Source organism: Nostoc sp. C057 (genome assembly GCF_013393925.1).
Lineage (GTDB): Bacteria > Cyanobacteriota > Cyanobacteriia > Cyanobacteriales > Nostocaceae > Nostoc > Nostoc muscorum_A.
The window spans coordinates 5,263,625-5,288,933 of sequence record NZ_CP040281.1 but is presented as its reverse complement, the minus strand read 5'-3'; the positions used below and the strand labels follow the sequence as shown (position 1 = coordinate 5,288,933).

The window sequence follows — 25,309 nt, the reverse complement described above, 5'->3', positions numbered from 1 at the left end:
TTGCTAGTCTTAAACAGTTCAAGTTCCAATCCAATTTTGAAATTGAATAATTTTATACAATTGAATGTATCTTACGCAAGAGTACTATAAAGTTATTTAGGAAAACTGAACATCTTCAATTATTACTCGCTCGCAAAACTCAAAAAACAATATAGCAATTAATACAGCAATCCTAAATCATTCGTGAGATGTATAGTAATTTTAAACCATTTCTGATAAAATTCAATACTGAAAAAGCAACTAAAGTCATGTTTGCGACTAAGTACAGGGTATGTCATGTGGATAGAATCAATAACAAAGTTTATTGAAAACAGCCAAGATAATGGTGACATTAAACGAACAAATGCAGTTAATATGCCACTCTGTGGATACAGTCATGAAGCAATAATGCCAATATTATGTTTCATCAGTAAATGGAAAAAATCATTTTTTCAAAGGGTAACTGAAGGTTTAAAGCTTACACATAAAGGAAGTTATGGACTTCTGAATATATAAAACGTGCAGAGATAATAGACAAGGGTTTTAAACCCACCTCCGTTCAGAAAGCAGGAGGCAGATGTCAAACTTTTCAGAACATCTAAATGTAACAAAAAACTTTGGCTAACCAGGTTCAGTCAATAAAGCGCGCAGATGTTCGACTCTATTTCCTTTAGTCTTTACAGATAAATGTGAAATTATGAAGACAAACTCATCCAACTCGCTGTTAGCAGTACCAACGGGCCCACTAAAGATTTCAGAGTTGCCCCCTAATAATGTGGGTATAACTGCTGAATCTATCCATTTATCTCTAGTAATTCCTACTTATAAAGAGCGTGACAACATCCAGAATGTGGTCAGTATATTGAGTCAGTTACTGGATGAATCAATTCCAGGAAAATATGAACTAATTGTGGTAGACGATGATAGCCCAGACCGAACTTGGGAAATAGCACAATCTCTGACAACAGAATACCCTCAGTTGCGGGTGATGCGACGAGAACAAGAGCGGGGGCTATCTTCGGCAGTGATTCGTGGGTGGCAAGCAGCTACGGGAAATGTGTTAGGGGTAATTGATGGAGATTTGCAGCATCCGCCAGAGGTGCTAATGCAACTGTTGCGTAGTATTGAGCAGGGAGCGGATTTGGCAGTAGCTAGTCGTCATGTTGAAGGAGGCGGTGTTAGTAGCTGGAGTGTTGTCAGACGTTTATTGTCTCGTGGCGCTCAATTATTAGGCTTGGTTATTTTACCGGGAGTACTGGGTAGAGTTTCTGACCCTATGAGTGGTTATTTTATGGTGCGCCGAAGTGCGATCGCTAATGCAACACTCAATCCAGTGGGATACAAAATTCTCTTAGAAGTAATCGGTCGGGGAAAGGTAGATGAAGTTGCCGAAGTTGGATATGTATTTTGTGAACGCAAAGAGGGTGAAAGCAAAGTTACATGGAAACAATACATAGATTACATTCACCATTTAGTAAGATTACGGCTAACTGGAGGTAATAAAAAACAAAAACTTACTCAACAAACGGGTTTCCCCATTGGCCGATTTATCCGCTTTGGCTTAGTAGGACTGAGTGGGGTATTTGTGGATATGACAATTCTTTATTTACTCAGCGATCCCACTACCTTGGCTTGGCCTCTAACACGCAGCAAAATTATGGCTGGTGAAATTGCGATTTTAAATAATTTTTTGTGGAATGACGCTTGGACATTTGCTGATGTCAGCGCCAGACAGCAAGAATGGCATCAACGCCTGAAGCGGTTTTTGAAGTTCAACGCCATTTGCCTTGCTGGCTTAGTATTGAATGTACTGGTATTAAATTTGGTATTCAATTTTCTTATTCCTAACCGTTATATTGCCAACTTTATTGCGATCGCAGTTGCTACTATCTGGAATTTCTGGATTAATTTGAAACTTAGCTGGCGTGTCACCGAAGTGAAATAATCACAACGAGATTTTGATTTTTACCTTTAGAACGAACTAAAATTTCAGGATAAAGGTAATTTTATAGTAAAAAAGGATACTTAGTAGCTAAGGTCATCCCTTTTTGGCTTGTCAAAAGGTGAAAATTGCACGCTTGTATATTGAAAGAGTGTAGTAGACCTAATTTACGCTGGTTCTAAGAAACTTGATGAGGGATTTTCTTACTATTCTTCCCACTGCATAGCCTAAACCCAAGCGTATTGGCTTATGAAAACGGGAAATTAGAAATCTTTTCCCTCCCCAATACATACCTACGGTGTATACATAAGTCTTAAAGACTTAGCTTAATGCGGTTTCGCTCGTTCCCATACTCCGTATGGGAACGAACGAAACCCACCTTTTTCGGTTGAAAACTTGCTCAATAAAAATAATTTAACTAAATATTTTACTAAAAGCTTACCTATTCTTAAACTTGCACAACTAAAGTAACAGACAAACACCTGACAAAAATTAGTATCTATCTAACTCATAGATACCTAAAACAAGAAGTTGTTTCAATGAAAAGATTTTGAGTTAGTCTCTAGCCCTCACAAGTAAAAATACACATAATTTAGATACACAGGTGGATTTTGTTTTATACAAATCATTAGAGTTTCTTAATCATTTTAAATATCGAGATTGCCTGATAATTATGTAGTTACTGTTAATGATATATTCCACAACTCCTACTTCAAACTCTTCTGTCGTGTCAAATAGCTCTGCTTTCGGCGGACAATTACCCCAGCAGATATTTACCCGTAGGGAAGTAATTCCACTTCAAAATGACGTACTTTGGCGTATTGAATACGGTGCAGTTCGTACCTTAACGTGGAGTGAAGATGGAACATTCATCACTCTTGGTTATTGGGGATTAGGGGATCTGATTGGCTATCCTTTATCTAGGGTCAAGCCCTACCAAATTGAATGTCTCACAGGCGTGGAAGTAAGCATTGTACCGCCTCATTTATGGCATCAAGATATTAATGCTTTGTTGTCCCATATTCAACAGGCAGAGGATCTACTAAGTATTGTGCATCGAAAACCAATTTCGCTACGCTTATGGCAATTTTTGGTGTGGTTAAGTGAAAAATTTGGACGTGATGTAGATAAGGGAAAACTAATTGATTTAAATGTTACCCATCAAGATATTGCTGAAGTATTAAATACCACGCGAGTAACAGTTACTCGCCTCTTACAGCAATTGGAGGAAGAAGGAACAGTTCTACGTCACAAACGCCGCATTATTTTGCGTTTACCAAATAAACTAATTAAAAATTATGGTTCAGCAGTATGTTAGCTGAATTGCTTGTAAAATTCACAGAGTGTAATGTATAATCGTGTCTGTGATTGTGTGTGGAATTCCCGAAAGTAAAGTGCTATAAGCGTTTTACAGTGGTCGGGTTATTTAGGTGTGAGTGAGAGTATAAACATGACAAAACGATTCTGGAATCTTTTTAAGGTTAGTCCAGTTATTGTAGCTGCGACATTTTTTGTTGCTAATAGCGCTCTAGCTGCTGAAGTCAACGAACAAGTAACAAATGCTGCCCAGTTATCTGAAGCTCAAGACTCTAATGATATGAGTCAGGTAACATCAGTTTCGCAATTTTCAGATGTGCAACCCACAGATTGGGCATTCCAAGCTTTACAATCTCTAGTTGAGCGCTACGGCTGTATTGCAGGTTATCCCAACAGTACCTATCGTGGGAATCGTGCTTTGACCCGTTATGAATTTGCCGCAGGTTTAAATGCTTGTTTAGATCGGGTTAACGAACTGATTGCTACAGCTACTGCTGATTTGGTCAGCAAACAAGATTTAGCTACTTTACAGCGCTTACAAGAAGAATATTCTGCTGAATTAGCAACTCTGCGCGGTCGTGTGGATGGACTAGAAGCCCGCACTTCTGAACTTGAAGCTAATCAGTTCTCCACTACCACCAAGTTGGTTGGGGAAGCAATTTTCAACGTGTCTGATGTTTTTGGTGGAAATAGGGCTGATACAGATGCCAACCCTAACAATAATCCAGACTTAAATAGCAACACTGTTTTCTCTGATCGCGTGCGCTTGAACTTGTACAGCAGTTTCACTGGTAAAGACCAGTTGCAAATCCGTTTAAATGCTGGCAATATCGTTTCCAACGTTGGTAGTGTTGTTGGTGGTGTTGCAAGCGGTACTGGTACTAACATGACCCGCTTGGGTTATGACGGTGATAACAATAACTCTGTTGTGATCGATAAAATCAACTATGCTTTCAACTTCACTGACGCAGTGCGTGTCAAGATTGATGCGAGTGGCGGTGAATTGTATGAAAACGTAAACACCTTTAACCCTGACTTTGCAAGCTCTGGTAGAGGTGCGCTTTCTCGATATGGACGTTTCAGCCCCATCTACCGTCAAGGTCAAAATGGTGCTGGCTTGACTGTTACTTTCAATCCTAACCAAGCTATTAGCTTGACTGGTGCTTATTTAGCACCTTCAACTGGTAATGGTGTCTTTGGTGCTAATAATCCCGGACTTAGTAACGGTCTGTTTGATGGCGATAACACTATCTTCGGTCAATTAACTTTCAAACCCACCAAAGCCTTCAATATTGGTTTGACCTACGCTCGTAGTTACTTCGCTGGTAATGCTGCCAACAGCCTCTTCCAAGGTACAGGTAGCACCTTTGCCAATAACCCATTTGGAACTGGGGCTCGTACTGAATCTAACAACTACGGTGTAGAAGCGACATTTCAACTTGGCTCTAACTTAGCTATTAGTGGTTGGGGAGGTTATACAACTGCTGATGCTAGGAGTGGTGTTAACGTTGGTAGAGATGCAGACCTCTGGTACTGGGCTGGATCGCTTGCTTTAAAAGACTTCGGTGGAGAAGGCAACGTTTTAGGTGTTATCTTTGGTCAACCACCCAAAGTTACTGGTGGCAGCATCAGAACAGTTAATAACTTAGACACCGATACCTCTTATCACTTAGAAGGTCTTTACAAGTTCAAGGTTTCTGATAATATTCAGGTCACGCCTGGCTTGTTGGTAATCTTCAATCCCGAACACAACGACGCTAACGATACCATCTATGTAGGTACTCTGCGTACTACCTTCACCTTCTAAAATTGGTGATGGCAAATAAAGCTCAGAATTAGATAAACAAAAGCCCGCCTTGAGGTGGGCTTTTGTTCAGGAAAAAATTAGCTATGTAGGATTATAATCTGGCTGATTGGATATATCTTTAGGGGGGCGATCGCTACTCCAAGCCCACCACACAGTAGCACAGTGGCAATAATAGAACTCTTGCCATTTGCGACGACGGTCTTCTGTAAGTACAGGCGATCGCCGATTTAGCCAAACTTTTTCAGCTTCTCGGCTAGTTGAGTGGCAATTAGGACAGCAAAATTCATAAGCGTGCATTGCCTGATTCGTCCATTCAGGTGGGAGGGTAGCAAAAGCGTCCATATCGTTACAGTAATATCAATGGTTATCCAAAACTTTCAGGTTTTGAACTTGGGGGCAAACGGATACTATAAAATCCCGCCACACTATCAAACTGCTTTATCAATATTCTTATGGCTTTGTCTAAACTATTTACAAATCGCCATTTACAGAGATTTTCACTAATAGAATAACTATTTAGAAAGATTGCGATCGCATCTCACAAATCAAAGGTTAACACAAATGGTAACTAAAATAATTACTATGCACATTATGGCTAATAATTAAATTTATGGAGCCAAATGTTGAAATTCGCCGTTTATTAGATGTAATGCCTGCTTCTGGCCGGATGACGACAAAAATCGTTAGTAAGCCGGAACAGGCAAAAGTGATTGATGCGTCCTTTCCTCAACCCTGGAATCAGACGCGACCAATATATATTAATTTCGATTTATGGCGTTGCCTAGCAAAGCCGCAACGAGATTTGCTGCTGTTGCAGATGGTTAGCTGGTTGACGGGGGTAAAGTGGTTTAAACCCGACATTTATCAAGGTGTCGTGCTAGTGGGGATGTTAGGTGGCTTATTAGAAGCATCACAGTCAGATGTGGTGGGTGTAGCCATAGCTGGGGGATTAAGTGCGATCGCTGCTTTTCGGATCTGGCGCACTAATAAATCTCAAGAGTCAGAGTTAAATGCCGATGCAGCAGCAATTCGCATCGCACAACGGCGCGGTTATTCAGAAGCTGAAGCAGCGCAGCACCTATTATTAGCAATTGAAGCAGTAGCAAAAATTGAAGGGCGTTCTGGTTTAAATTTTACTGAGTTGATTCGTTGCCAAAATCTCAGAGCGATCGCAGGCTTATCACCAGTGGGTATGCCAGAAAGTTATGATAAGTAGAATAAATGTCTCTGTTGCCTATTTGTAGCAATAAAGCTCGTCTACCTTGAGAACCGTAGTTTTGTCGCGACTGTCTTAAAAGTCAAGCGATCGTTAACAAAAAACTGGGACGGTGAACCTTGGCGCAACTGAGGAACACTGCGCTAGATTCGGCGGTGGCTGGTAGTAAGGATTTTAGCAGCCTGCACCAGGCACTCCGCTTCGCCGCCAAATCTTCCCTAGTTGCTGGATTTCGCATGTGGGCAAAAAAGAGCATAAGAATGAGATCCCAATTGAGTGAGCGATCGCTAAAGAGGGAGACTAGTTAAATATATCTTTTAAAAAACTCTAGGTTTCAACATAGGTGAGTTTTAGTTTCCGAGTCCGAGGGTCAGCTGGCTCCACTAACATAAACTCCGGCTGAGTGAAGGACTCGGAACTTTTGGTAGAGCGTTTAACACTGAAAACTTAGGCGTGAGGAGGGAAACAATCAGTCAACCTCAAAATTGGCTTGCAATTCTACCAGACCATAGCAATTACGTTGCTACTAGTAAATTGTTTATTCGATCTGGTTAGGGAGAAGACAGCAATTGACATCATTTAAGCAGACTTTGCCCCACTGTAAGGCCCAGCGGACAAGAGCTACTCGATTTTCAGTCTCGGTCTTGGTCAGAATATTGCTGATATGGTTATCAACTGTACGCTTGCTAATCTCCAGTTTACCTGCAATCTCTTGGTTAGTTAAGCCAGCGGCCACTAGGTCGATAATTTGCAGTTCTCTGTCTGACAGACTAACGGGGGTCTCAGACTTGCCACCAGCCATGACTATTTCTATCCTCCTTTGGTATATCTACTTAATCACTCTTTCTAATTCTAGAAGATTCTTTTGTTGGTAGGGGTTTCAAGTATTAGCAGTAACACTATTGTCAATATTTTCTTTGGATTTTAAGTTGGCAAGAATATAAATCATGACAATATACAAGTATTATACAACACTTATTTTTGTCTGTATTTTAGTATAAATATTTAGATAATTTCGGTGGTAATTAGAAGCATATAGATGTTATGGAGTAGTAAAAAATGCTATTTAATTCTATGAAGAACTGGCGACAAATTAGCAACAATTGTTGTAGATTTTATACTGTAAATTCTTAATCCAAAATCGAAATCTCAAATCTAAAATGAAATGAGCAATTCCCGTGTTTTGTGCCTCGGTGAAATTTTGTTTGATTGTTTAGCCGATCAATTAGGGTTAAAGCTGGAAGAAGTTAAATCCTGGACTCCCTATCCAGGAGGGGCACCAGCTAACGTAGCCTGTGCTTTAGTCAAGCTGGGGACGACAGCAGGATTTATCGGAGCCGTTGGTGAAGATGAACCAGGAAATGCACTAGTCAAGCTATTACAAGATGTAGGTGTAGATACGACGGGAGTACAACGTCACCCCACAGCACCAACGCGGCAAGTTTATGTTACACGGGATCTGGCTGGCGATCGCACCTTCGCCGGATTTGGTCAGTATGACACCGCAGAATTTGCCGATACTCGCCTGCAAGCCAAACAATTGCCAGATGCGCTGTTTCAAGAGGCAGATTTTCTGGTTTTGGGTACTTTGGAATTAGCCTATCCTGAAAGTGAACAGGCAATTTACCGCGCCCTAGAGTTAGCAGAACATTACGATCTGAAGATTGTTCTAGACATCAATTGGCGGCCTGTATTTTGGGACGAGCCAAAAATCGCTCATCAAAAAATTCCAGAATTATTTAAGCGAGTAGATTTCCTCAAACTCTCCAAAGAAGAAGCTGAATGGCTATTTGAAACCGCAGATCCTGGAGCCATTACTTACCGCTTGGCTTCAATTGAAGGAGTATTAGTAACAGATGGCGAAAACGGTTGCACCTACTGTCTGGGTGAGAACGAAGGCAAATTACCTTCCTTTTCCATCCCCGTAGTTGATACCACTGGTGCAGGAGATAGCTTTCTGGCAGGATTCATCCACCAGTTGAGTCATTACGGCATCCACAGCTTGCGGGATGCTGAAACTGCAAAACGCATTGTCACTTATGCCAGTGCTGTTGGGGCACTGACTACCATTAAACCAGGTGCGATCGCTTCCCAACCAACAACTGCTGAAGTTGAAGCTTTTCTAGCCTCACATCAACTTTAGGAATTAGCACAATTAGCAGGAATATCAGCCACTAAAGGCTGATACTCCGAACTAGAAAATGGACGAAAATCTTCATGCCATTCTGCGGTTATATTGCACAATAAACGTAGTTGGAGTGGTGTGGGTACTGGATTAACCCGCTCGACTTCTACTTTTAGAAGTTCTGAATTTTTGTTTTTGAGTTTAAAAACATCATCTACAATATACCGGGGACAATAACCTACGATGTAATGATCTTCAGTGCATAAAAGTAATGCACGTGGGTCATAGGGATTTTGAAATTCGTTAGCTAAATGTAACAGTTCACCAGTTTGTAATTGACTAATCCGTTCAGTTGCACAAGTAGGAAGGTGTCGGAGTCCATGTGCAAAAAAATGGATATGGTATAAACCAGCATCATCTGGTTGTGGACAGGGGAAAACTTCAAAATTATCCGTTACCTTGCGTCCACCACTCCGAGAAAGGATGGTAACTGGATCATCTTCACCTTCCGGAATATTTAGCCATTCAATATAATTTTTGTAGTCTGGGCGAGAGGCTCGCATTAATCGATTAGAGAACAAGGGGAAAAGTTCAACTGATGTGTATACATTGTTCAAGTCTGGAAACGAATACAATAGCTGAAACCTGTGCTGAACTTGAGCTTTTACAGCACCATACGTATACACAAATTGATATTTTTTACCATCAAATGTTAAGCGACCAATGGGAAGCCAAACCCGACTTTTAGGATCTTGCCAAGCTAAAAAAAGTGTTTTCATCGTAGGTGTCTAGCAGCTTGCTTTGATTTAATTCCAATATCTTTTGTGCAAATTCAATTGCTGTTTGCGATATGCGATTAGATGGAATACGCTCAAAAAGCTCTAACGTATCATTGCTTGACACCCTTGCTAGATTATTTAACCATACCCTCGCTGCACCTGGATAGCGCTGTTGCGCTTCACGAAATGCATTAAAAGTTTTGAGGGTTTTTTGATCACCAACTCTAGCATACAAGGCAGAATTACATTTTTCCACATATGCTTGTACAGAAAAGCCAGCATCTTTCGTGGTTAGTCTACTTTTCCTTCTAGAATCAGACTCGTTCCTACCAAGACATGAGGCGTGGTCATAGGTTGGTGCTAAATAGATATTCTCTTCCAAACTGATGAATGCCCAATTTTCATGGTGTCGATCGCTATTCCCGATCCAAGCATCCAAAAGTAAATACCCAACAAAAGTTTCTGTTGCATAATTAATTCTATCTGGTGGTGTCCAGCCGATAGGCAAATTGACTGAGGCATCTCCTATAGCATTGAATACATTATCTATTGTGTGTTGGGACAAGTCTTTAGAATCTTGTGGATAATTAGATACTATCCGAGCGAGAATTTCATTACCAAGGGTGAGGATTCCACCTTTTTGATATGGTAAAAATGAGGGTGAAATGATACCATTTTCGCCATTGTATGCCGCTAGTTCATAATCAGCATGAGGTAGCCTAAGTAACTCACACAACTCAGCTGCAATCTTCTCTGCCCAATCTTCTCCTGTGTTTGGTCTCGCTTTCTTGAATAGACAACGACCTAAATCGTGATCGCGAAACCAGAACTTTTCTTTTGTTCCCAAATCCTCATCAGCGTCTGGGGCATCTAGGGGAACCTCAATAAGACGAAACTGCTTTGGCATAATTTATGAGAAAGCGTGATTTAGAGAAAATTATTAACTTCACTTATTCTTAAATTTGTAACAGTCAATATTTGGTCTTAGCTTGCTGCCATAGAGTATCAACAGTTACAAACTCATAACCTTGTTGTAGCAGTTGCGGAATGAGAATTTGGATTGTGGCAGCAACATCTTGCCCACCGCAAGCACCATCATGCAAGACAATCAAAGAACCATTTTTGACCTGCTGCATAATTCGCTCTACCACAGTGGTGATACCTGGTCGTACCCAATCTTCTGGTACAACACTCCACATAACTGAACGGTAATTCCACTGCGAAAACAATTTTAAAGTAGCAGGTGTAAATAAACCATTGGGGGGACGGACATCCCGTACTTGTTCAGGTTGTAGATTGCAGGCATTGTAGATGGCAACTTGGGTTTTTTCTAAATTGCCCTTCAATTCATTGAGGGAAAGCATGGGAAAAGAACGATGATCGTAGCCATGCAATCCGATCCAGTGGCCGCGATCGCTAACAGCTTTGGCGATCGCTGGTGAACGGTTGACGCAAACACCCAACCAAAAAAAACTAGCTGTAATGTTGTAGCGATCCAATACTGCCAAAACTTCTGGTGTGTATTGCGGATGGGGCCCATCATCGAATGTGAGTGCGATCGCTTTAGTATGGGGATTTCCACCCCAAAGGCAATTGGGAAAACTCGGTTGGAGAATGCGATATAAAACTGGGAATAGAGGAGCTAGCTGCATTTGCGTTTCTCTGCTGCTGACAACTTTTTGTAGGTGTTGCTTGCGAAACTGCGATAGGCGATCGCACCGCATACATACAATGTCTCAATATTCTAGCCAAATTATCAGAACACAAAACTTCGTGCTTAGAACTCGAAACCCTAAGCAATATCAAGCGATGGGCATGAACTTGCTAGTCGCTTTGTAACAAAATCTGTAACAGCATTACTATTTGAGCTAGCACTCGTCTAGATTGATGAGAAATCTACGCGTAATCCCGGAATCAAAGGATTAATGTTGCTCAAAGATATACGAGATTATCAAATTCTATTTCTCGGCTTGTTCCTAGTATTGGGAATCGGTACAAGAGATTGGACGCTGCGGCCAGAGTTAATTGGGGTAGCGATCGCCACAAGTCTAGCAACCCAATGGATATTGTCATTAGTTACTGGCAAAGAACAAATGGCAAATCTTCGCAGCGCTTTAATTACCTCTCTAGGACTGGGACTGCTATTGCGGGCGGATTGCTGGACAACAATGGCAATCGCCGCAGCAATTGCGATCGCGAGCAAATTTATCTTCCAAGTCGGCGATAAGCATTTCTTTAATCCCACCAACTTTGGCATCATATCTGCCTTGATTTTGACCCCCGATGCTTGGGTTTCGCCGGGACAATGGGGTGAAGAGTGGTGGTATGGGCTATTATTTGCCGGCACTGGCGGCATGATTTTGCAGCGCGTTGGTCGTTGGGACACCACAGCAGCTTTTTTAGGTTCCTACGCCTTGCTAGAGGCGATTCGCAATCTCTGGCTGGGTTGGACTTGGGATGTTTACTGGCATCGATTGATGAGTGGGTCTTTGCTGCTGTTTGCCCTATTTATGATTACAGATCCGCGATCAATTCCTAATTCCCGAATTGGGCGGGTAGTTTGGGCAATCTGCATCGCCGGATTAACTTTTATCCTGCGGAATTATTTCTTTATTTCCACAGCAGTTTTCTGGGCGCTTTTTGCCCTTGCACCATTGACAATCCTGTTAGATTTTCTCTGGTTAGCCCCAAGGTTTGCTTGGCAAGAGAAAGATCAGGAAGCAGGGGTAGAACTCCTAACTCCTAACTCCTAACTCCTAACTCTAGCCCCTTCAACGTCGATAACAACTGTTTAACAACAAATTCCTCGTTAAGCTCTTTACTCTGTGTTCTCTGCGCCTCTGTGGTTAGAAAAATTATTTTTAAACCGCAGAGGCACAGAGAAGCCAGTGCGTTGGGCGGGTTCCCCGACTTGTAGCAACTGGCGTAGCGCAGAGAGAAAAAAGAGATTTTACCAGTCACCTTAAAAGGGCTACTGCTAACTCCTAACTCAGCACTAAAAAAGATAGAGGTATAAAATAATGAAGTTTTTTCGAATTTTAACGCCATTATTGTTGGCAATCGTAGCTGTTTTCTGCTTTGCACCAGCAGCTTGGGCATTTTGTGGATTTTATGTAGCTAAAGCTGATACAAAACTGTATAACAAAGCTTCTCAGGTGGTGATAGCGCGAGATGGCGATCGCACCGTCCTAACAATGGCAAACGATTTTCAAGGTGAAGTTAAAGATTTTGCAATGGTAGTACCGGTGCCAACAGTGCTGCAAAAAGAGCAAGTTAGCGTTACGGAACCCAAGATTATCGAACGCTTAGATGCTTTTAGTGCGCCGCGATTGGTTGAATATTTCGATCCAGATCCTTGTGCCCCAGTTTATCCCCAGAAGTTATCAGCAGCACCAGCGCCAGCAGCAAGAATGGAGGCGGGGAATGCAAGGGACGATGCTAGTTTGGGTGTAACAGTCGAAGCACGTTTCAATGTCGGCGAATACGACATCGTGATCCTTAGTGCTAAAGAATCTGGCGGACTAGAAACTTGGCTCCAACGCAGTGGCTACAAAATTCCTAGAGGTGCGAAACAGTTACTAAAACCCTATATCCGCTCCTCAATGAAATTCTTTGTTGCCAAAGTCAACTTAAATAAATTCGAGAAATCTGGCTACCAGTTCCTTCGTCCGCTACAAATTTCCTACCAGTCACCCAAGTTCATGCTGCCAATTCGTTTAGGCATGATCAATGCCACGACAGAGCAGGATTTGATTGTCTACATCCTCTCGCCCCAAGGACAGGCAGAAATCACTAACTACCGGACGGTGAAAATCCCCTCAGATACAAACGTTCCCTTGTTTGTCAAAGATGAATTTGGTGACTTCTACAAATCAATGTTTCAAACTGCCTACACCAAAGAAAACAAGAAAGTTGGTTTTTTAGAATACGCTTGGAATATGGGTAGTTGCGATCCCTGTTCTGCCGAGCCTCTAACCCCAGATGAGCTTAAGCAAGCAGGCGTATTTTGGCTAGATAATAATTCTCCAAGTGATGTGCCAGTATCGCCAAGGTTTCGTCCTCCCTTTCCTAGAAGTGATGTCTTCATCTCCCGATTGCATGTCCGCTACACCCGCGACAAATTCCCTGAAGACTTGATATTCCAACAAACTGCTAACAGTGAATTTTTCCAAGGGCGTTATGTTTTACAACATCCGTTCCAAGGAGAACTCAAATGTCAGGCGGGTAGAGAGTATAAGCGGTCTTTGCCCAAGCGTTTTGAACAAGAGGCGCAAACTCTGGCTAAACTCACAAATTGGAAGATCCAAGACATTCGCAACAAGATGAAACTGAGTGTTGGTAATCTGACATATTCTTGGTGGGAAAATTTATTTTCTTGGCTGGGATTATATTGAGGCGACTGAGGTTTGGGGAAGAAGCAAGGGGACAAGGGGACAAGAGGTGAGAACTTGAAACCAGTCTTTCCCCTTGTCCCCAATTCTCCTTGTCCCCTTGTCCTCTTGCCAATTCCCAATTCCCAACATCTTGACGAAAGGTAATTTTTTGTGGCGTGGTTATACGCAATACTAAGATATTCTTGCTTTTTGCCTCAAGATTGTCATGGTTCAATTCGATGAACAGCTACGCCGCTTAGTTACCGAAGCCTGTGGACACCCACTTGGAAGTCCTCAGCGTCAGAAGCTGCTCACGCAAATTATTCGCTTGACAGCAAATAGACTCTGGAGGGAAGGTACTCCCTACTATCAAGATGCACTACAACAAACTTGGTTGTATTTCTGCCGCAATGTTTGTGATGGCTTGACTGGTCAAATCTATGACCCCAACTATGGCAGTATCATTACCTGGCTAAATGCTTACCTAAAACGTAGACTACAAGACTTTTACATTAACCAGAACCGGGAACAAGCCACAACAGTGCCTCTTCGGGTTCGTCAGTCTACATCGGGTGGGACAAGCGAAACAATTGATCCTGTAGATAACCTCCCAGCTAGCCCCCAAGCACCTCCCATTTTGGAAGACTTGGAAACATGGACTCAGACCGATTCTGATGGAGAACTGCGCCGTACTTGTATTAAAGGACGACCAGATGTGAATTGTCAGGTGTTAATTCTTAAACGCCTGCCTCCTGAAGTTAGCTGGAAAGAATTATCTGAGGAGTTTAGCTTGTCAATTCCGACGTTAAGCAGTTTTTATCAGCGCCAGTGTATACCACGTTTGCGTAAATTCGCTGAATCGGAGGGATTGTTTTAAATAAGGAAGAAGGAGAGCCAGTTCGTTGCAAATTTTCCCAAAGATAAAAAGACCTCTCCCTGGTTTGACTAACCAAAATCTATCTTTCTCTAAGTCGGAGAGGGACAGACTTTAATCAAGTTCAAGACAGTGAGAGGTTAGTATTAATTGTTGATAGATAAAACCCAATCCCCTAAAAGTTGATTTACTCTATCCGGTACTTCATCATGGGGACAATGACCTGCTGTTAAAAAGTGTTCCCTGAGTTCAGGATAATATTGACGAAATTTTTGAGAACGTTCTCTAGCATTCATCCAAGGGTCAGCTTCTCCCCACAACATTAATAGAGGACAAGTTAATTGCTTTAGTAGCACATCAACTTTTTCCCCTTGAGGAGTGCTAAAGACTGAAACAAACACATCCAACGCACCAGGATCGTAAGCAGGGCGAGAAATTTCTTCTATTAATTGGTCTGTAATGGCACTCTTGTCAAGATAAACTTTTTCTAGAGTTTGGCGAATTACCCAACGTTGTCGCACGTACTGAAATAACAAAAACTGGGCTAAAGGTTGTTGAAAAATCCACTTAGTGCCGTCACCAAGAAGTTTTTGCAAATTAGCCGATTGTTTGGGAGGCTGAATTTCTGATTGTAAAGCTTCAGGCTCAGATGTAGACTGCCTTTCGCTAAAAGGCCCGGCGCTATTGAGCAAAACTAAACCAGCAGCACTGTCAGGACGCTGTGCTGCAACACACAAGCCAGCGTAGCCACCAAGGGAATTACCTGCTAATACTGCTTTTTGACCAATTACTTCACTGATAAAATCATGGAGTTGGTCGCGCCACAAGTCGCCACTGTACTGCAATTTTGGTTTTGCCGATCGCCCAAATCCCAAAAGATCGATCGCAAATACTTCAAAATCTTGACACAATCCGGTGATATTCTTGCGCCAGTGGTCTGTGGAAGCACCAAATCCATGTACCAAAAGCAACGGCGGACGTTGCGCTTGCTTCTCTCCCGCACGCACATAGTAAACGTTGTGCCCACGCCACTGCCAATATTTACCAGGAATTGGGGTTGTAGAGGGGGCTGTAGTTGCCTGCATGATTCAAAGAATTGTTAAGTAGCTTTTAATAATTGTAGTGTAGAGCAGAGGGTTAGCTTTTGGCTTTTGACCCTTGAGCCTTGACCTAAGAAAAAAAAGATACAAGTCCCTAAAATTATTTATGGGGATTGTAATTGGTATGTAAGTAGTGATTTTTTTCTTGCTAAATCCTTACAAAGAAAGAATTTCAGCCTTTATTACCACATATTTAACACGACCATTTTTTATCTACTAGATTCTATTTGCAGCGCTGCTACTGTATGCCAGAAGTATATAAATCTAGCTATTCAAAAATAATAAATGCTTTCAAATTACTTCTTAAGAAAGATGAATTAAATTTACCAATCTATCTTAAGGTAAATAGGATAAAACTCAAGTTAGACGATAAAATATCTGAACAAATAAAAATCACCTTACTAAAAGTAAATATATGTTAGGTATACTTTGGGGTATTGTTGTTGTACTGGTCGCTTTTTGGGCATTAGGATTAGTACTTCATATTGCTGGAAATTTAATTCATGCAGTATTACTTATAGCTATTGCGCTTGCCATTTACAATTTTTTCAAAGCCCGTGATGTGTGAGAATTGGGTAAATATGTAGTGATAATAAAGACTGGAATCCTTGCGTTATAAGAATTGAGCAGGGAAAAATCACTACTGATTTATTGACAAATGGCAAATGACAAATTGATTACAGGTAAAACTAAACTGCTAGGGGTAATTGGACATCCGGTAGAACATTCGCTGTCGCCAGCAATGCATAATGCTGCGATTGCTAATTTAGGATTAGATTATGTTTATCTTCCCTTTCCCATCGCACCAGAGAATTTAGAAGTAGCGATCGCAGGCTTTGCCGCTATTGGTGTTGTCGGCTTTAGTGTTACAATCCCCCACAAACAGGCAATCATGCCCCTGCTCTCAGAAATTACCCCTCTTGCTCAAATGATAGGGGCTGTGAATACAGTTAGTCGCCAAAATAACCAATGGGTGGGGACAAACACAGATATAGAAGGATTTATCGCCCCTTTGCAGACAACCTATAAGCAAGATTGGAGTCAGAAGGTAGCGGTAATTTTAGGCAATGGTGGCGCAGCCAGGGCAGTTGTAGCAGGTTGTCACCAACTAGGTTTTGCCAAAATTCATGTTGTTGGGCGGAATGTGCAGAGATTACAAGAATTCCGCGATAGTTGGAGCAATTCACCTATAAGTGAAAATTTGCAAGTTCACCAATGGGAGGAACTTGCAAAGCTAATTCCCCAAGCTAATCTGCTGGTAAACACAACCCCCATAGGGATGTATCCCAAGGTTGATGAGTCGCCTTTGAGTGGAGAAGAAATAGCGAATTTACCAACAGGTGCGATCGCTTACGATTTAATATATATCCCTAAACCGACGCAATTTCTAGAGCTTGCTCAAAAACAAGGTGCAATTGCGATCGATGGCTTAGAAATGCTAGTCCAGCAAGGGGTAGCAGCATTAAAAATTTGGTTGCAGCAGGAAAATGTACCTGTAGAAGTGATGCGCCAAGCTTTACTAAATCAACTTGGTTTAGGGAAATAAGGTATTCCAAAACTCATACACCGCTTCTCTAGCATTTCTGGCTTTCAGGTTACGCCAAATTATTTGGCTGCTGGGGCACGATTCAAGTAAGAATATTGATCGTGCTTTCATCAACAGAAGTGTTTAATAATACTTCTGTTTCTGGTTTATGTACACTTTTGGGCAGAGAGTAAATGCGTCGATGCCTCCGCACAGCGTCTTGTAGAGAAGCGGCTTGTCTATAGGCATCACCACTTGGATAAATATTATCCATCAAGTATTAATTTACTTTCCAAAACCATACCTTAGTTTGGGTCTGCATTTTAGTGCTATGTCGTTGCAGCAATAAATAACACATCGTATTGCTTAATTTATTCTTAAGTTATGGCGAAAAAAGTTTAATTCAGCTTTGTATAAATTACATTGAAAATTAAGTAATATTTTGTAATTATACTTATGGCTGTTGTGCGATCGCTTGTTTCCCTTGTCTGCCCTGCTATAGCAAAGATAATAATTTCTACTTACCTGAAAAATCGCTCATTAGAGAACGCGATTGAAGAAAATATAGTAGACAAGCTTAAAAATTTTATTTCTAATCCTAGTGACCAAGAAAAGATACAAAGAAGTATTGAAAAGATTGCCAAGCAGATAATAGAAAACATGCAGCCCATTTTCGATCTGGAAGCTGCAAGCATCAGCCAAGAAAGCCGCACGGCGATTCAACTTCAAATTGCGGAAACATTGCGTCGCGTTGAGGTAACGAGTGAGTTGCTGACAAATTTAAGTTTGAATGTAAAATCCTTAACGGTAAATCTTCGCAATGCTTATCCAGAGGCTTGCAAACTCTTTGGTCGCAATGAAGCTGCTCTCTATGAGCGGATGTTAGAAGAAGTAAGCAGAGCCATTATTGAAGTAGCACCACAATTGGAAGGTTTTACACTTGCTGCGACTACAGAAAGTTTACATCGACTAGAAAAAATTATTGAGCATCTCCAGACATCGCAAGAACAGTCTCAGCGAGACAAAAATGAGTTTGAGAGGAAATATCGACAAGTCATCATCCGCGAACTAGATCGGATGGAGATGTTTGGTTTGCCGCGAATGGATACGCTCACTGCTCGACAAAGCCTCAGCATAGCCTACGTTACCTTGTCAGCAACACCGCATGGGCGAGAGGAGCAAAATCAACAGGCAGAAATTATCAGTAGAAAGCTAACGGAAGAAATAGCAGTTCACGCTCAACAGCACGAGAAAATAACCAGTTTACGCACATCTCCAGTAGACGAAACACTTGCTAACTGCCGACGGATAGTGATTCGGGGTGGGGCTGGTGCTGGTAAAAGTACACTTCTCCAGTGGCTAGCTGTGCGTGCTGCCAAACAAGATTTTCCACCCGCCTTAGAGTCTTGGAATCGACTGATACCATTTTTTATTCGGCTAAGGTCTTTGGTAGATAAAGGTTTCCCCACACCAGAAGAGTTCCCAAAACTCATTGCTCGTAACATTGCCGAAACTATGCCCAAGGGATGGGCACATCAATGCCTTGAGGCAGGATATGCATTGGTATTGATTGATGGGGTAGATGAACTGCCACGAAATCAGCGTCAAGATTTTTTTGATGCCCTTGCTGACTTGGTGGCAGACTTTCCCTATTCACGTTATGTTGTCACATCACGCCCTGCTGGGCTAAAGGATGGTCAAGGGGAAAAGTGGCAGGATTGGGAAACTTGGACAGAGCAAGAAGAATTTCTCAATCTGTCACTACAGTCTATGAGTCTTACTGATATCGAGCAGTTTATTACTCAGTGGCATGAGGCTCTAGCAGCTGCTTGTCGTCCAGAAGATGAACAGATTAATTTGCAGAATAGGGCAATCGACCTAAAACGTCTATTGCATCAACGTCCTGAATTGCGGCGACTAGCAACCACACCATTGTTGTGTGCGATGATTTGTGCCCTATATCGAGAGCGCGGCGAAAATTTGCCTACAGAACGTATCAAGCTTTACGAAGAGTGTATTGAGATGCTGTTGAATAGCCGCGATCGCGGACGCAAAATTAAACTTGACCTTGACGAATCTTACCCAGGTGGTTTGTCCGACAGTCAGAAAATGGCTTTAATCCAATCCTTTGCTTATTGGATGATGGAAAATAATTATTCTGACGTTGAAATAGACCGAGTTGATGCACACTTCACTCGCCGTCTGCCAGGGATGACCCTTCCCAAAGAAGTGACGGGGAAACAGATACGCGCTCTATTTGTGGAAAGAGTAGCACTTTTGCGTGAACCATCTGTTGGGAAAATTGATTTTGCCCACCGCACTTTTCAAGAGTATCTCGCCGCACAGGCAGCACTTAATGAAGATAGTGTTAATGTACTACTGCAACATGCCCACAATGACCAATGGCGGGAAGCAATTATTGTTGCTGCGGGTCTAGGTCGTCCAAGAGAGCGCAAAGAACTGCTTGAAAGGCTGCTCCAGATGGGTAACGAAATGCCAGATAAACGCCATTATTTGCATTTGCTGGCGGTGGCATGTTTGGAAACAACCGTAGAAGTTGACCCTCAGATACGCGCTGATGTCCTTAAACAAGCTGAGGCATTGTTACCTCCCAAAGATGATGACGAGGTGATAATGGTTGCCAGAGCTGGAGATGCGATCGCACCTTTGCTTGCTCGGAACCCAAAGTATTCTAGGTGGGAAACTGCTCGGTGTGTGGAGGCGCTAGCTAAGATTGGTAGTTCTGCTGCTATGAAAATTTTGGCTGATTATGCAAAAGATACTCGTTATGACTTAAATAGGGAATTGGGTGAAGCGTGGGATGCTTTTGACCGTAGAACCTATGCTAGTAAAGTATTATCTTACACTACCAAAGTCTCTGTCCGAATTTTGGTGTCATGGGATGGATTTGAGTACCTCAGCCATGTCACGGATATAGATATAGCCAACCTAACCATACAAGACCTCAGTCCTCTCAGGAACTTTACTAACCTCACTAAGTTAAATATTTATAATGCAACTGATATGGTATTTGACTTTAGTCCACTTGCTGCTCTCCCTAACCTTACCCATTTGTTCTTAGGTGAACAAGTAACCAAAGACCTCAGTTTACTTCCAACTCTTCCTAACCTTACCCATTTGTTCTTAGGTGAACAAGTAACCAAAGACCTCAGTTTACTTCCGACTCTTCCTAACCTTACTTATTTATCTTTGGATGTAGAGGTAGTCACAGACTTTAGCTCACTTGCTGCTCTGCCTAACCTTACTCACCTAAAGTTACATATAAAAAATACAGACAAGATATTACTTGCTCCTCTGCCTAAACTAACTCATTTAGACTTGATTGGAGAAATTAATGACCTTAGTACGCTAAGTATCTTGTCCAATCTTTCTAGCCTATTTTTATTTATTACAAGTGTTAGCGAACTTAATTCTTTACTAAACCTTGCCAATCTAGTTAAGTTGGTCATTATTCACAGTAAAGACGTTCCTTTAGATTTAAATTCGCTAGCTAAACTTTCCAATCTTACAACTTTAGGTATTAGTGGAACAAAACTTAGGGATCTCAGCCTGATCTCTAACCTGACCAATCTTGTTAACTTAAGTCTTAATGAAGATATAAGCGACTTAAGTCCATTATCTAATCTAACCAAACTCGTTTCACTCAGTATAGGAGGGATACATTTTGAAAATTGTTCATCAACTGGAGGCTGGAATTCTCTTAGTGACCTAAGTCCACTTGCGAACCTTATAAACCTTTTAGAACTGAGACTGGAAGGAACACAAGTGAACGATCTGTGTCCACTTGCTTCTCTGTCTCATCTCACAAACTTAGTCCTGGTATCGAACCAAATCAGTGACTTTAGTATCCTTGCTAGCTTCACCCATCTTGTTCACTTAAGCATAGCCGAAACAAGTTTAACTGACCTAAATCCCCTTGCTCGGCTGCACAATCTTCGCAGCCTTTCTTTAGGTAAGATCAAATACCCATCATCAGGAAGTTCAAGGATTATGCATACGCCTGTATATGATCTTAGTCCGCTTGCTAACCTCCCTAATCTTACAGAATTAGTTTTGGGAGATACAGACGTTACCGACCTTAGCCCAGTAGAACGATTACCCAATCTTAAAATTGAAATCGATAGACGTTTTTAGCATAAAAAAAAACTGCAAGGGGCAAAGGATATAATTTTTAGTAATTATTCCTTCAGATCGTCCCCTCACTACTTCTGTGACCAGCGCCAATTGTAGCGATTTGATTCGTAGATGGCTTAAATTTTATACTCAACGCCGTTGTAGAAGCAGACAAGGCAATCGTAGCGAAACCGTTGCGATCGCTAATTTCAGTAATCTGAAGAAACATTCAGGCAAACCATTCCCGCGCACAGAGGACATCGACTTGTACCCATTCCCACAGGGCATTGAAAACTTGAATGCGATCGCCTAATCTCAGCTTTAGTACATCCTCAAAGTAAAAGTAATTATGATTCGATATGATTTAACTATTGCAAACCGCAGCGTTGGCAGATAAAGTGTACTTTTTTTGAGTCGTTATTACTGCTATTTGATATATGTTTCTTAACCCCAAAATAGTTTTTTCATGGCTTGTATTCTTACTAAGTTTTACAAGTCTGTTTCTCAGTTCTTGGATTCTTCTTCCGGCTCCAAATATGTCTTTACTCACGCTAGCAGTAGGAGCGCCAGAAGTCAGTCCTTGGTTATTGTTATTAAATTTATTCTCTTTATTGCTTTCTTTTCTCTGCATCCGTCGCTATAAAATACGGCGTTTAACTTCCATTTTTAGTTCAATAGGATTGCTAATTTGTGCATGGGTGCTGGCGAATATTCCCCTAACTCAAATGCAGATGGATAAAGCAATGAAGCAAGGTTTGGGAACAGACTATCTAGAGCAGATTCCAGTCCAAGTAAGGGCTAAAATGCAAACTCATCCCTTTGATTTAGTTAATTCTTTTCGGGGTATTGCATTAGGTAAAATCCGTTATCAAAAAGATATTCTTTTTGCCTCTCCTGCGGGAGTGCCTTTAAAAATGGAAGTTTACCAACCCCCACAGGTAGGGAAATATCCAGCAGTGGTAGTAATTTATGGTGGAGCTTGGCAATATGGAAACCCTCAGGCCAATTCTGAGTTTAATCAATATATAGCTCATCAGGGATATACAGTATTTGCGATCGACTATCGACACGCACCTAAATATCAGTTTCCAACTCAGTTAGATGATGTGCGTACAGCCTTAAATTTTATTCGCAAAAATGCAGCAACTTATGAAGCCGATCCTGAACGTATGGTACTTATAGGACGTTCTGCGGGAGCGCATCTAGCAATGTTAGCGGCTTATCAACCAGATGCACCACCCATTCGGGCTGTGGTGAACTATTACGGCCCTGTTAACTTACCTGGAGGATACAAAACACCGCCATTTCCCGATCCTATCAACACCCGCGCTGTTTTAAAAGCATTTATGGGTGGTTCATTAGAAGAATTGCCTAATCAATATAAAATTGCTTCACCGATAAATTACTTGACGCATCCTTTACCACCAACTTTATTAGTTTACGGCAGCCGCGACCATTTGGTAGAAGCGCGATTTGGGAGACAGATGTACGAAAGTTTACATAACTCTGGTAATACTGCGGTTTTTCTACAAATTCCTTGGGCAGAACACGCTTTTGATGCAGTTTTCAACGGTGTGAGCAATCAATTAGCGTTGTATCATACCGAGAGGTTTTTGGCTTGGGCGTTGTTTAAGCAATAATTTTATTAACATAGAGCAGCAGTCAGAGTATAAAGACTCATTCACGAGTATCAAAGACTCATCAACGGAGTTCTGAGGTGGATGAATCCAGTTCAAAGGTGGATGAACGAGTATTTGAGGTGGATGAATCCAGTTCAAAGGTGGATGAACGAGTATTTGAGGTGGATGAATCCAGTTTTGAGCCTTATTAATGGAGTTCAAAGGCTCAATTAAATTTAATCATTACTCAGCACCCTACTACTTTTGCGGCCAACGCCAGTTATAGCGATTCCATTCGTAGATGCCTTGAATTTCATACTCAGCGCCGTTGAAGAAGCGGACGACGCAGTTAGTAGAGGAATCATCGCCATCGCTAATTTCTTCGACCTTAATCACCATACAAGGAAACCATTCGCGCTTACAAGGCCCATCTTTTTGCACCCATTCCCATAGTGCATTGGAAACTTCAATGCGATCGCCTACTCTTAACTTTAGTGCATCCTCAAAATAAGAATACTTATCAAAATGGAATGACTCAACACGATTCAGCCACTGCAAACCATAGCGTTCCCGGATAAATTGTACTGTTCCAGAGTCATTTTCTAGCAGCCAGTCATTAAGTAATTGCACTTTCCAAGTGCGGTTGCGCTGTTCTTCATCTTTAACAAACTGTAAAAATGCTTCTAACTCCTCTGGCGTAAGTTCGTCTAAAGGATTAGCAATATCTGATGCCCTAGAGATAGAATTTCCCTGAATTTGCTCGACCACTTGCAGTAAAATCTGTTTCTGCGTGTCAGTGAGAGGACAGCTTGCTGCATCACAATCATTAAAGGCTGCGAGCATAGATGCTTCAATCTCATCTGGTGTCATAAGTTAATCGCAATTGAGGGTTTATTTCCCTAATTATTACTTTTTCTAGAGTGTGTAGGGGAGTTTTGATAACTCCTATGCGGATATCACAAGAATCCTACCTCTGATAACAGTGGGTACAAAAGGTTAAATTAAAGTCTTCAATCCTGTTGTAGTTAAATTCAGGTAAGCTGAGGTTATAAGTTACATATTTTTGGATTAAGTAACGGGGTCTTGTATGCGGTTGCGGTCACTCACGGTCGTTTTTATTTCCTGTCTCATCGCCTTGCTATCGTGGGTGATTACTCCCCCTGCTATAGCCTTGACACAGATTAAATTATTTGATGTTTCTTATAAAGATTGTCCACCAGAACTGGCACAAGGGGCTGTTATCAGTAGTGGTAGCGCGGCTGCCAATTGTTTTATTGTCATTGGCAAAGCAGAAAATGGCACTAATAAAACAGTCTACGACGCAGATATTTTTGGACGCATCTATGATGCCAACAATGACTCAGTGATGCAAAACCGCACTCGATTAGGTTCTATTACTGAAGTACCGCCAGGGATTAGCGATTTTCAACTGAGAATTACTGTACCAGCAAATCAACCGACTCCGTTGAAGCTGAAGCAGTTTAAGGCTGCTGGATTTAGTGGTCAAGTGCGTAGGTAAGGCATTTAATTTGCATAACTAATCCCCACCCCACAAGAAATTTATTTTTGGCGAATACAAATTAAAAGATTTTTAGCTTACCAATTTTAGATTTGAGATTTAGGAGTCGGTGCGTTATTCCGCACAAGAAGAGGTTTTCCAATCAGTATTTTAGACGCAATAAAAATTGTAGAGACGCAAATTAAAATTTGCGTCTCTACAAAAGTTTTTATTGGGGTAGCAATCAAAATCCTTGCGCGAATGGCAAACGAGCTAAGGTTCTCAGAAGATCGCCAGCTAAGTTGAGTGCTAAGAAAGCTAAGATCGGAGAAAAATCCATGCCGCCCAATGGGGGAATAATTGAGCGGAATAGATTCAAATAAGGATCGCTGATCTGGGCTAAAGCGGCAAATGGCTGGTTATACCAGTTGATTGTCGGGAACCAGGTCAACAAAACCCGGATAATTAGTAAATAGCTATAAAAGGTGACAAAGGTAACTAGTGTGGTAATCAGTAAACTCATAGATGGCTTGGTTTCCTACTAAGTGTCAAACGCGGTCTTGTCTTTCTAATTTTAATTTAGTCTATGTCATGGAGTTTGCAGATTTACCACTGGCCACACAAGACATTTTCACCACGCCTGAACTAATTTCAGGAGTCTTTAGTGAGGGTGCGATCCTTGCTGGCTTGGGGTGAATCGCCATTTACATTTCCTAGCTGCTTTCGCACATCATCAATTGTGGCATTTAGCTGGGCAATTTTATCTTCTAGCGATCGCCTAGCTGTTTCTATGCCGATGCTCTCACTCTCTGAGGCTTTCATCTGACGGCGCTTTGCTGCTATTTTCTTCGCTTCGACTTGGCTATCCGTCAGTTCTACCTCGTCGTCTGCTACCAATTCTGGATTGCGTCGAGAAGCAATCAGTGCGCCGATAACACCGCCAAATACGCCACCGACAAAGGCCCCTGCTAAAAAACCACTGCTAAAACCATCTCGTTGACTCATATCTTTACCGCCTTCA

Annotated in this window: 24 protein-coding genes; 14 read left to right on the top strand and 10 right to left on the bottom strand. The window is 41.7% G+C overall.

Annotated elements, in window-relative coordinates:
* Positions 1-676: 676 nt before the first annotated feature.
* The 3 genes from FD724_RS22625 (at position 677) to FD724_RS22615 (ending at position 5,045) form a co-directional block, all read left to right on the top strand.
* Positions 677-1,924: a glycosyltransferase gene (locus FD724_RS22625; protein ID WP_179074176.1), complete on the top strand. Its 1,248-nt coding sequence runs from the start codon at positions 677-679 to the stop codon at positions 1,922-1,924.
* A gap of 685 nt (positions 1,925-2,609) precedes the next feature.
* A complete protein-coding gene (locus FD724_RS22620; protein WP_114082903.1) occupies positions 2,610-3,239 on the top strand; it encodes a Crp/Fnr family transcriptional regulator in 630 nt (209 codons plus the stop codon).
* A gap of 132 nt (positions 3,240-3,371) precedes the next feature.
* Positions 3,372-5,045 (top strand): iron uptake porin, encoded by a 1,674-nt coding sequence (locus FD724_RS22615; RefSeq protein WP_179074175.1) that lies wholly within the window; start codon positions 3,372-3,374, stop codon positions 5,043-5,045.
* Positions 5,046-5,126: 81 nt separating this feature from the next.
* On the opposite strand, the gene FD724_RS22610 is transcribed toward FD724_RS22615, so the two are convergent.
* Positions 5,127-5,387, bottom strand: coding sequence for a hypothetical protein (locus FD724_RS22610; RefSeq protein WP_179074174.1), 261 nt, complete (start codon positions 5,385-5,387; stop codon positions 5,127-5,129).
* 268 nt (positions 5,388-5,655) lie between these two features.
* Between FD724_RS22610 and FD724_RS22605 the strand changes: the two genes are divergently transcribed.
* Positions 5,656-6,261: a DUF3318 domain-containing protein gene (locus FD724_RS22605; protein ID WP_012410564.1), complete on the top strand. Its 606-nt coding sequence runs from the start codon at positions 5,656-5,658 to the stop codon at positions 6,259-6,261.
* An 82-nt stretch (positions 6,262-6,343) separates the two neighbouring features.
* Here FD724_RS22605 and FD724_RS40375 read toward each other — a convergent pair whose 3' ends face one another.
* Both FD724_RS40375 and FD724_RS22600 read right to left on the bottom strand, forming a co-directional pair.
* The gene (locus FD724_RS40375) at positions 6,344-6,517 is read right to left on the bottom strand and encodes a hypothetical protein (RefSeq protein ID WP_218651471.1); all 174 of its coding nucleotides are present in this window, start codon (positions 6,515-6,517) and stop codon (positions 6,344-6,346) included.
* Between the two features lie 282 nt (positions 6,518-6,799).
* Positions 6,800-7,063, bottom strand: coding sequence for a helix-turn-helix transcriptional regulator (locus FD724_RS22600; RefSeq protein ID WP_012410583.1), 264 nt, complete (start codon positions 7,061-7,063; stop codon positions 6,800-6,802).
* A 363-nt stretch (positions 7,064-7,426) separates the two neighbouring features.
* Here FD724_RS22600 and FD724_RS22595 point away from each other — a divergent pair, with 363 nt between their 5' ends.
* On the top strand, positions 7,427-8,404 hold the full coding sequence (locus FD724_RS22595) for a carbohydrate kinase (RefSeq protein ID WP_179074173.1): 978 nt from the start codon (positions 7,427-7,429) through the stop codon (positions 8,402-8,404).
* On the opposite strand, the gene FD724_RS22590 is transcribed toward FD724_RS22595, so the two are convergent.
* The 3 genes from FD724_RS22590 to FD724_RS22580 all read right to left on the bottom strand — a co-directional run bounded on the left by FD724_RS22590 (position 8,401) and on the right by FD724_RS22580 (position 10,817).
* Positions 8,401-9,165 carry an HIRAN domain-containing protein gene (locus tag FD724_RS22590; RefSeq protein ID WP_179074172.1) on the bottom strand — a complete coding sequence of 255 codons (765 nt, stop codon included), beginning with the start codon at positions 9,163-9,165 and terminating at the stop codon, positions 8,401-8,403. The genes FD724_RS22595 and FD724_RS22590 overlap by 4 nt on opposite strands.
* Positions 9,131-10,072 (bottom strand): HipA-like protein, encoded by a 942-nt coding sequence (locus tag FD724_RS22585; protein ID WP_179074171.1) that lies wholly within the window; start codon positions 10,070-10,072, stop codon positions 9,131-9,133. The genes FD724_RS22590 and FD724_RS22585 overlap by 35 nt, the downstream gene beginning before the upstream one ends.
* Positions 10,073-10,136: 64 nt before the next feature.
* Positions 10,137-10,817: a polysaccharide deacetylase family protein gene (locus FD724_RS22580; protein WP_179074170.1), complete on the bottom strand. Its 681-nt coding sequence runs from the start codon at positions 10,815-10,817 to the stop codon at positions 10,137-10,139.
* 273 nt (positions 10,818-11,090) lie between these two features.
* On the opposite strand from FD724_RS22580, the gene FD724_RS22575 reads away from it, so the two are divergent.
* The 3 genes from FD724_RS22575 to FD724_RS22565 all read left to right on the top strand — a co-directional run bounded on the left by FD724_RS22575 (position 11,091) and on the right by FD724_RS22565 (position 14,415).
* Positions 11,091-11,918 carry an RnfABCDGE type electron transport complex subunit D gene (locus FD724_RS22575; protein ID WP_179074169.1) on the top strand — a complete coding sequence of 276 codons (828 nt, stop codon included), beginning with the start codon at positions 11,091-11,093 and terminating at the stop codon, positions 11,916-11,918.
* A gap of 267 nt (positions 11,919-12,185) precedes the next feature.
* Positions 12,186-13,559, top strand: a complete 1,374-nt coding sequence (locus FD724_RS22570; protein ID WP_179074168.1) for a DUF2330 domain-containing protein — start codon at positions 12,186-12,188, stop codon at positions 13,557-13,559.
* 205 nt (positions 13,560-13,764) lie between these two features.
* On the top strand, positions 13,765-14,415 hold the full coding sequence (locus FD724_RS22565) for a sigma-70 family RNA polymerase sigma factor (RefSeq protein ID WP_179074167.1): 651 nt from the start codon (positions 13,765-13,767) through the stop codon (positions 14,413-14,415).
* Positions 14,416-14,558: 143 nt separating this feature from the next.
* On the opposite strand, the gene FD724_RS22560 is transcribed toward FD724_RS22565, so the two are convergent.
* Complete coding sequence (locus tag FD724_RS22560; RefSeq protein ID WP_179074166.1) at positions 14,559-15,497, bottom strand: alpha/beta fold hydrolase; 939 nt, start codon at positions 15,495-15,497, stop codon at positions 14,559-14,561.
* Between the two features lie 430 nt (positions 15,498-15,927).
* On the opposite strand from FD724_RS22560, the gene FD724_RS22555 reads away from it, so the two are divergent.
* From FD724_RS22555 to FD724_RS22535, 5 genes are all read left to right on the top strand, one after another.
* A complete protein-coding gene (locus FD724_RS22555; RefSeq protein WP_012410576.1) occupies positions 15,928-16,080 on the top strand; it encodes a lmo0937 family membrane protein in 153 nt (50 codons plus the stop codon).
* Between the two features lie 90 nt (positions 16,081-16,170).
* Positions 16,171-17,058: a shikimate dehydrogenase gene (locus tag FD724_RS22550; protein WP_179074165.1), complete on the top strand. Its 888-nt coding sequence runs from the start codon at positions 16,171-16,173 to the stop codon at positions 17,056-17,058.
* A gap of 435 nt (positions 17,059-17,493) precedes the next feature.
* On the top strand, positions 17,494-21,192 hold the full coding sequence (locus FD724_RS22545) for an NACHT domain-containing protein (protein ID WP_179074164.1): 3,699 nt from the start codon (positions 17,494-17,496) through the stop codon (positions 21,190-21,192).
* A gap of 76 nt (positions 21,193-21,268) precedes the next feature.
* Positions 21,269-21,484, top strand: a complete 216-nt coding sequence (locus FD724_RS22540; RefSeq protein ID WP_179074163.1) for a hypothetical protein — start codon at positions 21,269-21,271, stop codon at positions 21,482-21,484.
* Between the two features lie 124 nt (positions 21,485-21,608).
* Entirely contained in the window at positions 21,609-22,811 is a 1,203-nt protein-coding gene (locus FD724_RS22535) for an alpha/beta hydrolase (RefSeq protein ID WP_179074162.1), read from the top strand.
* A gap of 237 nt (positions 22,812-23,048) precedes the next feature.
* On the opposite strand, the gene FD724_RS22530 is transcribed toward FD724_RS22535, so the two are convergent.
* Positions 23,049-23,660 (bottom strand): hypothetical protein, encoded by a 612-nt coding sequence (locus FD724_RS22530; RefSeq protein WP_179074161.1) that lies wholly within the window; start codon positions 23,658-23,660, stop codon positions 23,049-23,051.
* 217 nt (positions 23,661-23,877) lie between these two features.
* Between FD724_RS22530 and FD724_RS22525 the strand changes: the two genes are divergently transcribed.
* Positions 23,878-24,309, top strand: a complete 432-nt coding sequence (locus tag FD724_RS22525) for a hypothetical protein (RefSeq protein WP_012410571.1) — start codon at positions 23,878-23,880, stop codon at positions 24,307-24,309.
* 223 nt (positions 24,310-24,532) lie between these two features.
* Here the strand turns inward: FD724_RS22525 and FD724_RS22520 are convergent, their stop codons facing one another.
* Positions 24,533-24,811 (bottom strand): YggT family protein, encoded by a 279-nt coding sequence (locus tag FD724_RS22520; RefSeq protein WP_012410570.1) that lies wholly within the window; start codon positions 24,809-24,811, stop codon positions 24,533-24,535.
* Between the two features lie 128 nt (positions 24,812-24,939).
* Complete coding sequence (locus FD724_RS22515) at positions 24,940-25,293, bottom strand: hypothetical protein (protein ID WP_179074160.1); 354 nt, start codon at positions 25,291-25,293, stop codon at positions 24,940-24,942.
* Positions 25,294-25,309 lie beyond the last annotated feature (16 nt).

Coding starts and splice junctions, on each gene's coding strand:
- FD724_RS22625 (WP_179074176.1), top strand. CDS start 677: ATGAAGACAAACTCATCCAACTCGCTGTTAGCAGTACCAACGGGCCCA.
- FD724_RS22620 (WP_114082903.1), top strand. CDS start 2,610: ATGATATATTCCACAACTCCTACTTCAAACTCTTCTGTCGTGTCAAAT.
- FD724_RS22615 (WP_179074175.1), top strand. CDS start 3,372: ATGACAAAACGATTCTGGAATCTTTTTAAGGTTAGTCCAGTTATTGTA.
- FD724_RS22610 (WP_179074174.1), bottom strand. CDS start 5,387: ATGGACGCTTTTGCTACCCTCCCACCTGAATGGACGAATCAGGCAATG.
- FD724_RS22605 (WP_012410564.1), top strand. CDS start 5,656: ATGGAGCCAAATGTTGAAATTCGCCGTTTATTAGATGTAATGCCTGCT.
- FD724_RS40375 (WP_218651471.1), bottom strand. CDS start 6,517: ATGCTCTTTTTTGCCCACATGCGAAATCCAGCAACTAGGGAAGATTTG.
- FD724_RS22600 (WP_012410583.1), bottom strand. CDS start 7,063: ATGGCTGGTGGCAAGTCTGAGACCCCCGTTAGTCTGTCAGACAGAGAA.
- FD724_RS22595 (WP_179074173.1), top strand. CDS start 7,427: ATGAGCAATTCCCGTGTTTTGTGCCTCGGTGAAATTTTGTTTGATTGT.
- FD724_RS22590 (WP_179074172.1), bottom strand. CDS start 9,165: ATGAAAACACTTTTTTTAGCTTGGCAAGATCCTAAAAGTCGGGTTTGG.
- FD724_RS22585 (WP_179074171.1), bottom strand. CDS start 10,072: ATGCCAAAGCAGTTTCGTCTTATTGAGGTTCCCCTAGATGCCCCAGAC.
- FD724_RS22580 (WP_179074170.1), bottom strand. CDS start 10,817: ATGCAGCTAGCTCCTCTATTCCCAGTTTTATATCGCATTCTCCAACCG.
- FD724_RS22575 (WP_179074169.1), top strand. CDS start 11,091: ATGTTGCTCAAAGATATACGAGATTATCAAATTCTATTTCTCGGCTTG.
- FD724_RS22570 (WP_179074168.1), top strand. CDS start 12,186: ATGAAGTTTTTTCGAATTTTAACGCCATTATTGTTGGCAATCGTAGCT.
- FD724_RS22565 (WP_179074167.1), top strand. CDS start 13,765: ATGGTTCAATTCGATGAACAGCTACGCCGCTTAGTTACCGAAGCCTGT.
- FD724_RS22560 (WP_179074166.1), bottom strand. CDS start 15,497: ATGCAGGCAACTACAGCCCCCTCTACAACCCCAATTCCTGGTAAATAT.
- FD724_RS22555 (WP_012410576.1), top strand. CDS start 15,928: ATGTTAGGTATACTTTGGGGTATTGTTGTTGTACTGGTCGCTTTTTGG.
- FD724_RS22550 (WP_179074165.1), top strand. CDS start 16,171: ATGGCAAATGACAAATTGATTACAGGTAAAACTAAACTGCTAGGGGTA.
- FD724_RS22545 (WP_179074164.1), top strand. CDS start 17,494: ATGGCTGTTGTGCGATCGCTTGTTTCCCTTGTCTGCCCTGCTATAGCA.
- FD724_RS22535 (WP_179074162.1), top strand. CDS start 21,609: ATGTTTCTTAACCCCAAAATAGTTTTTTCATGGCTTGTATTCTTACTA.
- FD724_RS22530 (WP_179074161.1), bottom strand. CDS start 23,660: ATGACACCAGATGAGATTGAAGCATCTATGCTCGCAGCCTTTAATGAT.
- FD724_RS22525 (WP_012410571.1), top strand. CDS start 23,878: ATGCGGTTGCGGTCACTCACGGTCGTTTTTATTTCCTGTCTCATCGCC.
- FD724_RS22520 (WP_012410570.1), bottom strand. CDS start 24,811: ATGAGTTTACTGATTACCACACTAGTTACCTTTGTCACCTTTTATAGC.
- FD724_RS22515 (WP_179074160.1), bottom strand. CDS start 25,293: ATGAGTCAACGAGATGGTTTTAGCAGTGGTTTTTTAGCAGGGGCCTTT.